The sequence below is a fragment of the Sphingomonas crocodyli genome (genome assembly GCF_004005865.1).
GTDB classification, from domain to species: Bacteria; Pseudomonadota; Alphaproteobacteria; order Sphingomonadales; family Sphingomonadaceae; genus Rhizorhabdus; species Rhizorhabdus crocodyli.
Map to the genome: position 1 here is coordinate 1,778,093 of NZ_SACN01000001.1, position 12,741 is coordinate 1,790,833.

The window sequence follows — 12,741 nt, forward strand, 5'->3', positions numbered from 1 at the left end:
ATCAGGCCTTCTCGATCTGGAAGTCGGGGCGGATGCCGAGATCCTGGCGGCAGGTCGGGCCTGACGCGCGGATACGGTCCTTGATATGGGCGGGGGTGGGGCCGGCGTCGGTCATCACGCCCTCGATCACGACGGGGCCGTTGACGCGGCGTGCGGCTTCCTCGACCGCGGCGATCGCTTCGGCCTCATGCCCCGCATCGACGGCGTCGGCGACGTGGATCGACCAGCCTTTGCCGGTCCACCAGGTCACCGCCCCGGTCACGAGGTCATTACCGGTCACGATCCTCAACGCTGTATCTCCATCTGTTCGGCCTGGCGGGCGAAGGCGTGCAGCCGGTTCTCGGCATCCGAGAGCATCACGACTTCGCCGACGACGATGATCGCCGGGCTCACCACCTTTTCGCGCTGGACCATGTCGCCCAGGTCCGCAAGCAAAGTCCGCATCGCGCGGCTGCCCTCCAGCGTCCCGCGCTCGAGCACCGCGACGGGCATGTCGGGCGCGACGCCGTCGGCCATCAGCTTGTCGGCGATCAGGCCCGAGCAGGTGACGCCCATATAGATGACGAGCGTGCGACCCTGTCCGGCGAGGCCAGCCCAATTCTGTTCGGTCAGCCCCTGGCAGGTGCCCGCGACGAAGCTCACCGCGCTCGACCAGTCGCGGTGGGTCAGCGGCAGCATCGCTTCGGCCGCGCAGCCGAGCGCCGAGGAAACGCCGGGCACGACATCGACGCGCAGCCCCGCCGCGCGCACGGCCTCGACCTCTTCGCCGCCGCGCCCGAAGACGAACGGATCGCCGCCCTTCAGGCGCACGACGACCGATCCGGCCTTCACATGGGCGATGATCAGCGCGTTGATCGCATCCTGCGACAAGGTGTGGCGATCGCGCTTCTTGGCGACGGAGATGCGCTGCGCCTCGGCGGGCGCGAAATCGAGCACGCGCATGTCGATCAGCCCGTCATGCACGACGACATCGGCGCTCTTGAGCGCCTCAACAGCGCGCAGCGTGAGCAGGCCGGGGTCGCCGGGACCGGCGCCGACCAGGATCACGCGCCCACGCGCTTCGGGATCGAGCAGGGAAACCATGCGTGGCAAATGGCGATATGGCGCCGCTGGCGCAAAGCACGGATGCTTGTGTGGCCTAGAAAAAAACTTGGGTCCTTCGATACGCCGCTTCGACAGGCTCAGCGGCTACTCAGGATGAGCGGAGGGTCATTTACCCAAAACCCGCTCATCCTGAGCAGGGCTGAGCGAAGTCGAAGCCCGTCCGTCGAAGGATCGCAATGACGAGGTGGGGGTGGCGAGGGCGCCTTACGCCGCCATCTTGTTCACGAAATCGCCCGTCACGGTCTCCAGCTTGCTCAACTCGCTGTCGACACCGCGGAAACCGGCTTCGAGGCGGTCGATCTCGCCCGCCACCGTCTCGGTGTCGCTGCGGATTGCGGAGATGGTGGACGACATCGAGTCGGCCGCCAGTGCGGTTTCGTCGACGGCGGCGGTGATCATCGTCACGGTGCGCGCCTGGGTTTCCATCGTCGAACGGATGCGTTCGGCCGAGCTTTGCACTTCGCCGACGATGTCGCGGATCGCGCCGTTGGCGTCGACGGTCTGGCGGGTCGCGGCCTGGATCGCGGCGATCTTGGCGGCGATGTCGTCGGTCGCGCGCGCCGTCTGGCTGGCGAGGCTTTTCACTTCCTGCGCAACGACCGCGAAGCCGCGGCCCGCATCGCCCGCGCGCGCGGCTTCGATCGTGGCGTTGAGCGCGAGGAGGTTGGTCTGACCGGCAATGTCGCGGATCAGGCCCAGGATCGATTCGATCGCCAGCGCGTGATCGGACAGGATTTCGGAGAGAGCGACCGCATGGATCGATCGTTCGGCCGCCTTGGTCGCGATCTGGGCGGCGACTTCCACTTCGGCGCGGCTTTCGTCGATCGCGCGGATCAGGCCGGCGGCGGTGTGGGCGGCTTCGCGCATCGCAAGCGCCGACTGTTCGGCGGCGGCGGCCACTTCGGATGCCTTGCCCAGCATGCCGCGCGCGGCGGCGGACGTGTCACCGGTGCGATCGCGCAGGCCACGCGATTCGCCGATCATCTTGCCGAGCGCGTCGGAGATGTGGCTGCGGAAACGTTCGCTGTCGCCGGTGCGGGTGGTGGCTTCGCGCGCGCTTTCGATCTGGCGCTGCTGGCTGGTGCACACGTCGATATAGAGCGCGTTCAGCGTCATCAGCACGTCCTGCGCGTCCAGCGCGCGGCCGATATCGTCAGCGTGGATCTCGGCGACGGCGCGGACAAGCATCGCGTAGCTTTCGGTCGCGGTCTTGGCGACGACGCTATAATCGCGGCGCTGTTCCTCGATCTTGCGGATCATGTTGGCGCAATCGTGCAGCCGGGCCAGCGTGCCGCCATTTTCGGGCACATCGAGCCAGGTCGAACGCAGGCCCGCGACCGGATCGCCATTCGGATCGATGCTGACGAAGAAACGGCGCGCGGCCTCGCTCTGATCGAACAGCATCGCGGCATAACGGGGAATCACGGAGTCGATCGCATCGACCACGCCTTCGAAGATCCGCTTCAGGCGCAGGCTCAGGTCGCCGCGCGGATCATAGATGGCCAGCTTCGCCCGAAGCTGCTCATCGCTCAGGCTCGCCGCCGCCATATCCCTGATCTGTGTCATCGAGTCGTCCGTCCTCTCGCGCCTTGCCGCGTCGCCGACGGGATAGGGGGGAATGGTAAACGAGCCGTTGATGCTTTTTCGAAAGGAAGCGTTTTCCACGATCTATCGCGTCTGCCGCCTTGCATGGCGCGCTTCTTTGACTAAGGACCGTTCGCGAGCCTGCGTTTCAAGGGAGGGAACATGGCGCGCAATCATGCTCGGCCGCTGTCGCCGCATCTTACGATCTGGAAATGGGGTCCCCACATGGCGATCTCGATCCTGCATCGCGCGACGGGCTCCGCCCTCGCAGTCGCCGGGGGTCTCGGCTTTATCTGGTGGCTCACCGCCGCCGCAATGGGACCGGAAGCCTACGCCATCTTCTTGGCGGTCGCGACCAGCTGGTTCGGCTATCTGGTGGCCGTTGGCCTCACCTGGTCGTTCTTCAACCACATGTTCTCGGGCCTGCGTCACTTCGTGCTCGATATGGGCGCGGGGTATGAACTGCACACCAACCGTAAGTGGTCGATCATCTGCATGGTCGGCGCGGTGGTCGTGACGCTCGCGATCTGGGGCACGGTCTTCGCGAAGATGGGGGCGAACTGATGGGCACCGGTACGGGTATCGGCCGCGTTCGCGGTCTCGGTTCGGCCAAGCACGGGTCGCAGCACTGGTGGCGTTCGCGGGTGACCGCAGCGGGCAACCTGCTCCTCGTCACCTGGTTCGTCATCTCGATCTTCCGCCTGCCGCACTTCGAATATGAAGCCGTGGTGAAGTGGATTTCCTCGCCGCTCGTCGCCGTGCCGCTGGTGCTGCTGACCGCGTCGGTCTTCACCCATCTGCGCCTGGGCCTCCAGGTTCTGATGGAAGACTATGTGCACGAGGAAGCCGGCAAGGTCTTCTGGACCCTGCTTCTCAATCTCTATGCGATCGGCGGGGCAGCCCTCGCGATCTTCTCGATCCTCAAGATCGCCTTCGCGGGAGTGCCGGCATAATGGCCGAAGCCTATAAGATCATCGACCACGTTTACGACGCGGTCGTCGTCGGCGCGGGCGGCTCGGGTCTGCGCGCCACGATGGGCTGCGCGGAAAAGGGTCTGCGCACCGCCTGCATCACCAAGGTGTTCCCCACCCGCAGCCACACGGTCGCGGCGCAGGGCGGCATCGCGGCGTCGCTTGGCAACAACTCGCCGGATCATTGGACCTGGCATATGTTCGACACCGTCAAGGGTTCGGACTGGCTGGGGGACCAGGACGCCATCGAATATATGGTGCGCGAAGCGCCGGCGGCCGTGATCGAGCTGGAACATGCCGGTGTGCCGTTCAGCCGTAACGAAGACGGGACGATCTATCAGCGTCCGTTCGGCGGCCACATGCAGAATATGGGCGCCGGCCCGCCCGTGCAGCGCACCTGCGCCGCGGCGGATCGTACCGGCCACGCCATGCTTCACGCGCTCTATCAGCAGAGCCTGAAGTACGACACGGACTTCTACGTCGAATATATCGCGCTCGACCTCATCATGGAGGATGGCGCGTGCAAGGGCGTGATCGCGCTCTGCATGGAAGACGGTTCGATCCACCGTTTCCGCAGCCACGCCACCGTGCTGGCGACGGGCGGTTCGGGCCGCACCTACTTCTCGGCCACTTCGGCGCACACCTGCACGGGTGACGGCGGCGGCATGGTGCTGCGCGCGGGCCTCCCGCTGCAGGACATGGAGTTCGTGCAGTTCCACCCGACCGGCATTTACGGCGCGGGCGTGCTGATCACCGAAGGCGCGCGCGGCGAGGGTGGCTATCTCACCAACTCCGAAGGCGAGCGTTTCATGGAGCGTTATGCTCCGTCGGCCAAGGATCTGGCGTCGCGCGACGTCGTCGCCCGTTCGATGGCGGCGGAAATGCGCGAAGGCCGCGGCGTCGGCAAGAATGGCGACTATATCTACCTGCACCTCGATCATATCGATCCCAAGGTGCTGGCGGAACGTCTGCCGGGCATCACCGAAACCGGCAAGATCTTCGCCGGTGTCGATCTGACGCGCCAGCCGCTGCCGGTCACGCCGACCGTCCACTACAATATGGGCGGCATCCCCTGTAACTATCACGGCGAAGTCGTCACGCTGCGTGACGGCAACCCCGATGCGGTCGTCCCCGGCCTGTTCGCGGTGGGTGAGGCGGCATGCGTCTCGGTCCACGGCGCCAACCGCCTGGGCTCGAACTCGCTGATCGATCTCGTGGTGTTCGGCCGCGCGACCGGCTTCCGCATTGCGGAGCTGGTGCAGCCCAACTCGAAGCATGGCGTGGTGAACAAGGAATCGGACGACAAGGCGCTTGCCCGTCTCGATCATTATCGCAATGCCAAGGGCGGCACGCCGACCGCGCAGATCCGCCTCGACATGCAGCACACGATGCAGAAGCACTGCGCCGTGTTCCGCGATACCGCGCTGCTCACCGAAGGCCGCACCCAGATCGATCGGGTTTACGAAAGCCTGTCGGACGTCGGCATCACCGATCGTTCGCTGATCTGGAACACCGACCTGGTCGAGACGATGGAACTCGACAACATGCTGCCGCAGGCGGTCGTCACCATGCACTCGGCGGGCAACCGCCAGGAAAGCCGCGGCGCGCACATGCACGAGGATTTCCCGAACCGCGACGACGTCAACTGGATGAAGCACACCGTGGTGTGGTTCGATCAGGGCAAGGTCACGATCGATTATCGCCCGGTGCACGATTACACGCTCACCGACGAGATCGAATATATCAAGCCGAAGGCCCGCGTTTACTAAGACGCGCCTCCGGTTCGATCGAAACGGACAAGGCCCGCGGGAAACCGCGGGCCTTTTTCGTTCAGCTGCGGGGTAGGCGCGGCGCCAGCGCCTCGTGCAGGATCCTGTCGTTCAGGGTCGGTAGTTCGCTGACCGACGGCATGGGTGCGAAGATCGTTGCCGCGCATTGCCCTGTGATGTGGGCGGATAGGCCTGGAATGGCCTTGAGCCTGATCCGGGTCGGCCTTCCCGCGACATGTTCGGCCATCAGCGAAAGCCGCTGCTTCGGTGGCAGGCCGTAGCTCGGAAATTCGTACCACCCCTTTTGCTTCCGGGCGATCAGCCAACGCTCTGCCGACGCATCGACTTCGGTGGCTATCCAGTAGAGACTGGCGGGGTGGCTCAGATAAGCGCTCGCATCGACGAACCAGACGCCCTTCGGGCTCGGTTGGCCCGCAATGTCCGTAATGGTCAGCTCGACGATGCCCTTATCGAGCGCTCGCACCGTGCAGGATAGCGGCGACGCAGGGGGCAGGGGTGCTTCCCGACGTTTCCAGAAGATGTGCTGCAGCGATTTCGCGAACGGCTCATAACCTTCGACGACGGGCTTGATCGCGAACCACGAGGCGCGAAGGTTCCAGCCCGCCCAGTCCGAAAACTCCGGATTGATCGTTGTCACCAGCGCAAAGTCAGTGGTGCGTATCTTTGCGACATAGTCCGCGCGGGCATCATCGCCCAGCACATGGATGACCGACCCATAACGGGTGGGGGGAATAGCCTGCGCGGCGATGCTGACGGCGGAATAATAGGTCGAAAGGATGCGGTCCCTGGGATCGGGCGCGATGCGCGCGATCATCGGCCGGGCGCGGCTGATGGCGGCGAGCGTGTCGGCTTCACCCGGATCGGTGAAGGCGCCGATGGTCGGGCTGTACGCCTGATTGCGCTTCAGCCGCGCATGGGCGCTTGCGCCTATCATGATGAGCGCGATCAGGGCGAGGACGAAGGCGATGTGCGCCTGCCAGCGCGAAGTCAGCAGTTGGGTAGCTGCAATGCCCAGTCGTGGGACGATCCACAACGGCGCGAACAGGGCCGGAATGATCGTTCCGAATCCGTAACCGACATCGATATGCCCGGCCACTTGCGGCAACAGGCCGATGCCCGTCGTCGCGGCATAGACGAAGGCCACCATAGCCGTCGGAACGGCTTCGCCGCGACGCATCCACAGGCGGTAGATCGCGACGCAGGCCGTCACGCCGCACAGCGCGATCGTCCAGCCGGTCGGCTTCTGCAATATGTGGAGGATATCCCCGATCGCCAGAACGCGTTCGTGGGGTGCCCAGGGCGGGAACAGCCACGGCTGATCGGCCGGCATCGACACGAACGTATAGTGCAGCCATTCCCCCGGCGCGCCATGCGTCAGCGCCAACAGGATCACTATGATCGCGGCAAGGGTGGAGACCATGAGGGTCGCGATCGCGGCGGCGGCCCTGGCTGGATCGAGCGTCCGAAGGCACAGCACCGCGTGAACGCCGATACCGGCGATCAGGCAGGGTATGCCCGCATCGTTCGACCATAATGACGCGATGGCGATAACCACGCCCAGCAAAGCGGGCGGGATCAGCGGCGATCGCCCGTTGGCAGCCTGCCGCTGCAGCAGCGCCCACGTCGGCAGCGCCACGAAGAAGGGCAGCGCGAAACGCAAAGCCTTGAGCGACACGCCGGGCAGGACGATGAAGGCCCACAACCTGATCCCCGCAATCGCCAGGAAGGTGGCCGCCATCGCCCACAGCGCCGCCTCATCCTTCGCCAGCCGCGTCGTCAGCCGAAGCAGCACGAGGAAGGTGAAGTAGCATCCGGCGCAGCACAGCAGGATGGCCGAAAAGGTCGCTGCAAATACGGTCTGGCCAAGGAGGACGAAGATCGGAACGATCGCCAGCGGCATGAGGACGCCGAGATAGGATTGAAAATCCACGCCCAGCCGTTCGCCGCGAACATAGGCGCTTACCGCGCTATAGGTCTGGAACGCGCCATCGATCGAATTCGTCTCCATCTCCAAATAGATACGCATCGCGTGCAGCACTGTGATCAGTATCAGCAGCGCGCCGAGCGCGCGAAGAATTGCACGATTTTCGACCATTTGCGCCCAGCCCCCAGCAAAGCGGACGGCAGAATTGGTCAGATCGTCGGAGAGGACAAGTATGCGGCCGGTGAATTAGGAGCAAAATGGATGAGAGTTCGGCGCCGCTGCTGCCGACCTCAATGAACCGGCCACACCCACATGATCAGCGGCGTTCCGATCAGCACCACCAGCAGCGATAAGGGCGCGCCGAGCCGGGCATAGTCGCTGAAGCGGTATCCGCCCGGCCCCAGCACCAGCGTGTTGCACTGGTGGCCGATGGGGGTGAGGAAGTCGCAGCCGGCGCCCACGGCGGTCGCGATCAGGAAGGCTTCGGGGCGGTAGCCGAGGTCATGGGCGAAGACCGCGGCGATCGGGGCCATCACCAGCACGGTCGCCGCATTGTTGAGGAACGGCGTCACCGCCATCGCGGTCACGAGGATCAGCGCGACCGCCCCCCACGGCGGCAGCATCGTCGCGAATTGCGACAGATGCGTCGCGATCACGTCCGACGCGCCCGTCGTGCGCAGCGAATCGCTGACGGGGATCAGCGCGCCCAGCATGATCAGGATCGGCCATTCGACCGCCTGATAGGCGTCGCGCAGGGGCAGCGCGCCCGTCGCCATCACGATCCCCGCCGCCGCGAAGAAGGCGACCGCCACCGGCACCAGCCCCGCCGCGGTCGCCGCCATTGCCGCCGCCAGCACGATCAGCGGCAGCCAGCTGCGCCCGCTCGCGCCCAGCCGCAGGCTGCGCTCCGCCAGCGGCAGCACGCCCAGATCGCGCAGCCGATCAGGCAGCAGCTTGAGCGGCCCCTGCAGCACGATCACGTCGCCGGCGCTGAGCTTGGTATTGCCCAGCTTGAACGTCAGCCGCTCGGTCGATCGCGATACGGCGATCAGGTTGACGCCATAGCGTTCCTGCAATCGCATCCGCCCTGCCGTCTGGTCGATCAGCACCGATTCCGCGCCGATCACACCCTCGATCACGCCGATTTCGTCGCCACCGCCGCCCTTGGCCGCCGCGCGCTCCTCGCCGGCCAGCGACAATCCGTCGCGCGCGATCACGCGCTCCAGCGCATCGGGCGCGCCGGTCAGGATCAGGATGTCGTCGTCGTGCAGGATCAGGTCGGCCGAGGGGGCGGTGCGGATGCCGGCGCGCAGTACGCGGGTGATCCCGATCTCGCGATCATGCCGCTCGACAAACTCGCGCACCGTCTGTCCGGCCGCCGGAGATCCCGACGCGATCGAGGCTTCGGTGACATAGCTCGAAATATCGAGCGCCTCCCCCATCGTCGCGGTCGCGCGCCGCTCGCGCGGCAACAGGCGATAGCCGAAGCGCAGGAAGATCAGCCCGACGATCAGCAGGCCCAGCCCGGTCGGCAGATAATCGAACATGCCGAACGGCTCGCCGGTCATCTCCTCGCGCACGCGGCTGACGATGATGTTGGGCGATGTGCCCACCAGCGTCATCAACCCGCCCAGCAGCGATGCGAACGACATCGGCATCAGGAAGACCGACGGACTCGTGTCGTTCTTCTTCGCCATCTGGAACGCGGCGGGCATCAGCATCGCGAGCGCGCCGACATTCTTGACCAGCGCCGATGCCACGCCCACCGACGCGCTGAGCACCAGCAACTGCCCGCGCACCCGCTGCACCCTTTGCCCGACGAAGCCGAGCGCGCGTTCTATGAGGCCCGATCGCTGCATCGCCGCCGACATCACCAGCGCCGATCCGACGATGATCACGATATCGTCCGAAAAGCCGGTGAACGCCTCCTTCGGGCTGACGATGCCGATCGCGATCGACGCCAGCAGCGCGAGGATCGCGGTCACGTCATATCGGAAGCGCCCCCAGATGAAGAGCGCCATCATGCCGATCAACGTGGCGACGGACATCCATTGCGGTGTCGTCATGCGTCCGCCGCTGCCCCTGTCATGCTGCCCATAGGGGGAGAACGCATCAGCCCGCGCTTGTTCCCTCGGGTGCGGCATTCACGGCCTGCCATTCGAGCCGCAGGCTCCCGCGCGCATCGCCCGGTTCGGCCCGGCCGCCGCGCGCGACGATCCCTTCGGCCACCGCCTCGCGTTGCCCGGCGGTTCCGCCCAGCACCTCGATCGTCCGGTTGAGCCGCTGCGATCCCCAGCCGGCAAGGCCCAGCGCCGCATCGTCGATCACGCCGTCGCGGATCGCGATATCGGGCGGGGTGACGTCGGCGGGCGGGGCGAGCATCGCCGTCCATCCCTGCAACGCGCCGTTCGCGCGACCCTCCAGCGCGCGATAGCCGGCCAGTCCTAGCCCGGGCAGCGCCGCCGCAGTGGCCGACAGCCGCTTGGCCTTCTCATCGATGCGGATCGCCGCCGGCTCGACCCCTGCGACCAGCGCCAGCGCCGCCGCCGCACGCTCGCGATTGCCCGCATTCGACGCACTCGTCTCGCTTGATTTGGCGATCTGCAGCGCCTCGGCGCCCGATGTTTCGGGGGTGATCAGCAACTGATCGACATGGACGTCGACCGGGCGGTGCAGCCGCGCCGTCAGATCGCCGAAGATCGCGCCGTCGGCATTGGGGGCGATTTTGGGCGTCAGCATCACGGCGCGCACGCGCACCGGATCCGCGCCCGGATCGATCTCGACCTGGCTCAGCCGCGCTCCGGCCGGGAAGCGCGCCTGCAACACGTCGCGCGTCTGCCGCTGAACCACCGCTTCATAGGCGATCCGCTTCAGCGCCGCGCCCAGCGGGATCGCGAGAATGCCCAAAGCCGCGAAGAACAGGATCAGCTGCCAGCCCGTATGGTGCGGCGACAAATGGCTGCCAAAGCCATAAAGCCGCGCGATGAGCGCCGCCGTCAGCGCGATCGTGACCGCGTTGGTCAGGAACAGCAGCAGCGCGCCCGAAAACACCGTCCAGTTGCCGATCGCCAGGCCGAACCCCACCACCGTCAGCGGCGGCATCAGCGCGGTCGCGATCGCCACGCCCACCGCCGCGCCGCCCCGGCCGCGGATCAACGCATAGCTGCCCGCCATTGCGGACAGCAAAGCCACCAGCAGATCGAACAGCGTCGGCTGGGTACGCGCCGCGATTTCGGGGGTGATCGTCTGGATCGGCGACATGGTCGACAGGATCGTCGTCAGCGCGATCGCAATCGCGCAACCCATCAGCAGCGCAGTGGCCGATCGCCGTATCTCGCGGAAATCGAGCGTCGCGATGCCGAAACCCAGCCCCATGATCGGCATCATCAGCGGCGACAACAGCATCGCACCGATCAGCACCGCGACCGACGACATCAACAGGCCCAGCAGCGCGATCCCCGCCGCGATCACGATCAGGAAGGCATATCGCGCCGACCAGCCCGATTCCTCGACCAGTTCGCGCAGCACCGCATCATGGTCGATCTGGCTTATGGCCGACATCCGCCACCAGCGCTGGAATTTGTTGCGGGCGGGGGCTTCGGCGGCTGGGGTCGTCATGCGGTCTCCATTCTGGCCTCGCCCTGCGCTTTGGCAGGTCGGGCGCGATGCGTGAACCGCTAACGTCCTTTCATGATCCCCGTTCGACCGATTCTGACCGACGGAGCAACATCGATATGGCGAAGGTGGCGCTCGGATCGCGATCGAAACGCGGCGATCCGATCGCGATGCCGCCCTCCTGCGGTTCCGCATAGGGCAGCGCGCATATGTCGATGGGATGCAGGCCGTAGCGGCCCGCCATCCGCGCCATCTTGTCGCGATAGACGTGCCTGATCCGCTCCGGATCGGGGTGGGCGGCGCGGTCGACGATATGGAGCAGGCCGCCGGGGCGCAGATGGCGTGCGGCGATCAGGATCGCGGTCATCTCCATCGCCACCGCATAAAGCTCGTCGCTGACAAGGTTGAGCCGCCGCACCGTCGCATCCTGCTCGCGCGCCGCGTGCGTGCCCGGAAACCAGAGGCTGATGAGGTCGATCGGCGTGACATCGAGTAATGCCTCGCGCTCCGGATCGTGATCGAGCAAATCGGAATGGAGCCACCGCACCGATCGGGGCATTCGCGCGCCCGCAATGCGCAGGCCGTGCGGATTTTCATCGATGCCCAAAATCTCCATCGACGGCGCCCGCCTCAACAGCGCCGCGGTGCCGTGACCCTGTCCACATCCCAGATCGATCGCGCGCCCGATGGGCCCATGCCCGGTCGCGATCGCCGCCAGCCGATCGTACAGCCCCTGTCGCTCGTACCAGGCGGCGTTGATCGCCCATCGCACGGCATAGGCCCGGCGCGATGCGTCGATCGCATGCAGGCGCGCGGCATCGGCCGCCCCTTCGGGCGTCGCAAGCTCGATCATGGTCCATCCTATGGGGCTGTCAGCCGGTGCGCTTCAGATCGTTCTGTTCGCCGCCGGCATCGGGTTCATATTCCAGCAGATCGCCCGGCTGGCATTGCAGATAGTCGCAGATCGCGGCGAGCGTTTCGAAGCGTATGCCTTTCACCTTGCCCGATTTGAGCAGCGACAAATTGGCTTCGGTGATGCCCACGGCGGCGGCGAGCGCGTTGGACCGCACCTTGCGCTTGGCGAGCATGACGTCGAGCCGGACGACGATCGGCATCAGACGAACCCCTCGCGATCTTCGCTGATCTCGTGCCCCACCTGCATCACCTGCCCGATCACGAACACCAGCAGCCCCAGCACGAACGCCTGCACGCTGGCCAGATGGAGCCATTGCCGGTCGATCTCATAGCCCGTTGCGGAAAGCGCGAGGTGGCACAGCAAGGGCGTCAGCGCATAGGCGCACAGCCAGATACCGACCTGCCCCAGCGTGCGTCCCGCCTCGCGCGTGAACACGCGCCCCTCGGCATAGCCGCCGAACAGGGCGCGCAGGCTCCGGAACAGCATCGCCACCGGCGCGTAGCGCACCAGCCCCACCAGCACATAGATCAGCCGCTGATCGATCGGCAGGCTGCCGAACGCGACCGTGTCCGCCGGCCCGCCGCCGACATAGGTGCCGCTCGGCCCCATGCGCAGCATGTCGCCGTCGTAGAACAGCATGGCCGCGATCCCCACCGCCATCACGATCGCCGACGCGGCGAACAGCAATGAGAAGAGATGTTTCAGCCACAGGCTTCCCACGCGAACGCGCCGCTCGGCAGGCGAAAGCGCGCGCATCGGCAGGGCAGGGGGCGGGACATGGAGTTTGACGACACTTGCCATGCGGCCGATATCCGTCAGCAATTAATTTCTGTCAAA

The 12,741-nt window shown here is 66.0% G+C and carries 12 protein-coding genes; 3 read left to right on the plus strand and 9 right to left on the minus strand.

Translation table 11 applies throughout. From position 1 onward, the window contains the following. Position 1: 1 nt before the first annotated feature. From EOD43_RS08520 to EOD43_RS08530, 3 genes are all read right to left on the minus strand, one after another. Positions 2-289: a DUF2849 domain-containing protein gene (locus EOD43_RS08520; RefSeq protein WP_127742952.1), complete on the minus strand. Its 288-nt coding sequence runs from the start codon at positions 287-289 to the stop codon at positions 2-4. After that, complete coding sequence (cobA, locus tag EOD43_RS08525; RefSeq protein ID WP_127742954.1) at positions 286-1,083, minus strand: uroporphyrinogen-III C-methyltransferase; 798 nt, start codon at positions 1,081-1,083, stop codon at positions 286-288. Before cobA ends, EOD43_RS08520 begins: the two co-directional genes overlap by 4 nt. Before the next feature lie 225 nt (positions 1,084-1,308). Beyond that, positions 1,309-2,670: a methyl-accepting chemotaxis protein gene (locus tag EOD43_RS08530; RefSeq protein WP_127742956.1), complete on the minus strand. Its 1,362-nt coding sequence runs from the start codon at positions 2,668-2,670 to the stop codon at positions 1,309-1,311. Positions 2,671-2,850: 180 nt separating this feature from the next. On the opposite strand from EOD43_RS08530, the gene sdhC reads away from it, so the two are divergent. From sdhC to sdhA, 3 genes are read left to right on the plus strand one after another with little or no spacing between them, the layout of a single operon-like run. Next, the gene (gene sdhC, locus EOD43_RS08535; RefSeq protein ID WP_127742957.1) at positions 2,851-3,252 is read left to right on the plus strand and encodes a succinate dehydrogenase, cytochrome b556 subunit; all 402 of its coding nucleotides are present in this window, start codon (positions 2,851-2,853) and stop codon (positions 3,250-3,252) included. Further along, the gene (gene sdhD, locus EOD43_RS08540) at positions 3,252-3,641 is read left to right on the plus strand and encodes a succinate dehydrogenase, hydrophobic membrane anchor protein (protein ID WP_127742959.1); all 390 of its coding nucleotides are present in this window, start codon (positions 3,252-3,254) and stop codon (positions 3,639-3,641) included. The genes sdhC and sdhD overlap by 1 nt, the downstream gene beginning before the upstream one ends. Further along, a complete protein-coding gene (sdhA, locus tag EOD43_RS08545; protein WP_127742961.1) occupies positions 3,641-5,428 on the plus strand; it encodes a succinate dehydrogenase flavoprotein subunit in 1,788 nt (595 codons plus the stop codon). The genes sdhD and sdhA overlap by 1 nt, the downstream gene beginning before the upstream one ends. A gap of 61 nt (positions 5,429-5,489) precedes the next feature. Here sdhA and EOD43_RS08550 read toward each other — a convergent pair whose 3' ends face one another. The 6 genes from EOD43_RS08550 to EOD43_RS08575 all read right to left on the minus strand — a co-directional run bounded on the left by EOD43_RS08550 (position 5,490) and on the right by EOD43_RS08575 (position 12,705). Beyond that, on the minus strand, positions 5,490-7,544 hold the full coding sequence (locus tag EOD43_RS08550) for a hypothetical protein (protein ID WP_127742963.1): 2,055 nt from the start codon (positions 7,542-7,544) through the stop codon (positions 5,490-5,492). 119 nt (positions 7,545-7,663) lie between these two features. Beyond that, a complete protein-coding gene (locus EOD43_RS08555) occupies positions 7,664-9,439 on the minus strand; it encodes an SLC13 family permease (protein WP_127742965.1) in 1,776 nt (591 codons plus the stop codon). 46 nt (positions 9,440-9,485) lie between these two features. Continuing rightward, positions 9,486-10,991: a DUF389 domain-containing protein gene (locus EOD43_RS08560; RefSeq protein WP_240653124.1), complete on the minus strand. Its 1,506-nt coding sequence runs from the start codon at positions 10,989-10,991 to the stop codon at positions 9,486-9,488. 70 nt (positions 10,992-11,061) lie between these two features. Next, complete coding sequence (locus tag EOD43_RS08565) at positions 11,062-11,841, minus strand: class I SAM-dependent methyltransferase (RefSeq protein ID WP_127742967.1); 780 nt, start codon at positions 11,839-11,841, stop codon at positions 11,062-11,064. 19 nt (positions 11,842-11,860) lie between these two features. Then, positions 11,861-12,103 carry a helix-turn-helix domain-containing protein gene (locus EOD43_RS08570; protein ID WP_127742969.1) on the minus strand — a complete coding sequence of 81 codons (243 nt, stop codon included), beginning with the start codon at positions 12,101-12,103 and terminating at the stop codon, positions 11,861-11,863. After that, entirely contained in the window at positions 12,103-12,705 is a 603-nt protein-coding gene (locus tag EOD43_RS08575; protein WP_127742971.1) for a DUF2975 domain-containing protein, read from the minus strand. The genes EOD43_RS08570 and EOD43_RS08575 overlap by 1 nt, the downstream gene beginning before the upstream one ends. Positions 12,706-12,741 lie beyond the last annotated feature (36 nt).

Bases quoted from the DNA above. Each gene is read 5' to 3' on its own strand.
- EOD43_RS08550 (WP_127742963.1), bottom strand. From the start codon at position 7,544: ATGGTCGAAAATCGTGCAATTCTTCGCGCGCTCGGCGCGCTGCTGATA.
- EOD43_RS08555 (WP_127742965.1), bottom strand. From the start codon at position 9,439: ATGACGACACCGCAATGGATGTCCGTCGCCACGTTGATCGGCATGATG.
- sdhA (WP_127742961.1), top strand. From the start codon at position 3,641: ATGGCCGAAGCCTATAAGATCATCGACCACGTTTACGACGCGGTCGTC.
- cobA (WP_127742954.1), bottom strand. From the start codon at position 1,083: ATGGTTTCCCTGCTCGATCCCGAAGCGCGTGGGCGCGTGATCCTGGTC.
- EOD43_RS08530 (WP_127742956.1), bottom strand. From the start codon at position 2,670: ATGACACAGATCAGGGATATGGCGGCGGCGAGCCTGAGCGATGAGCAG.
- sdhC (WP_127742957.1), top strand. From the start codon at position 2,851: ATGGCGCGCAATCATGCTCGGCCGCTGTCGCCGCATCTTACGATCTGG.
- sdhD (WP_127742959.1), top strand. From the start codon at position 3,252: ATGGGCACCGGTACGGGTATCGGCCGCGTTCGCGGTCTCGGTTCGGCC.
- EOD43_RS08565 (WP_127742967.1), bottom strand. From the start codon at position 11,841: ATGATCGAGCTTGCGACGCCCGAAGGGGCGGCCGATGCCGCGCGCCTG.
- EOD43_RS08570 (WP_127742969.1), bottom strand. From the start codon at position 12,103: ATGCCGATCGTCGTCCGGCTCGACGTCATGCTCGCCAAGCGCAAGGTG.
- EOD43_RS08575 (WP_127742971.1), bottom strand. From the start codon at position 12,705: ATGGCAAGTGTCGTCAAACTCCATGTCCCGCCCCCTGCCCTGCCGATG.
- EOD43_RS08560 (WP_240653124.1), bottom strand. From the start codon at position 10,991: ATGACGACCCCAGCCGCCGAAGCCCCCGCCCGCAACAAATTCCAGCGC.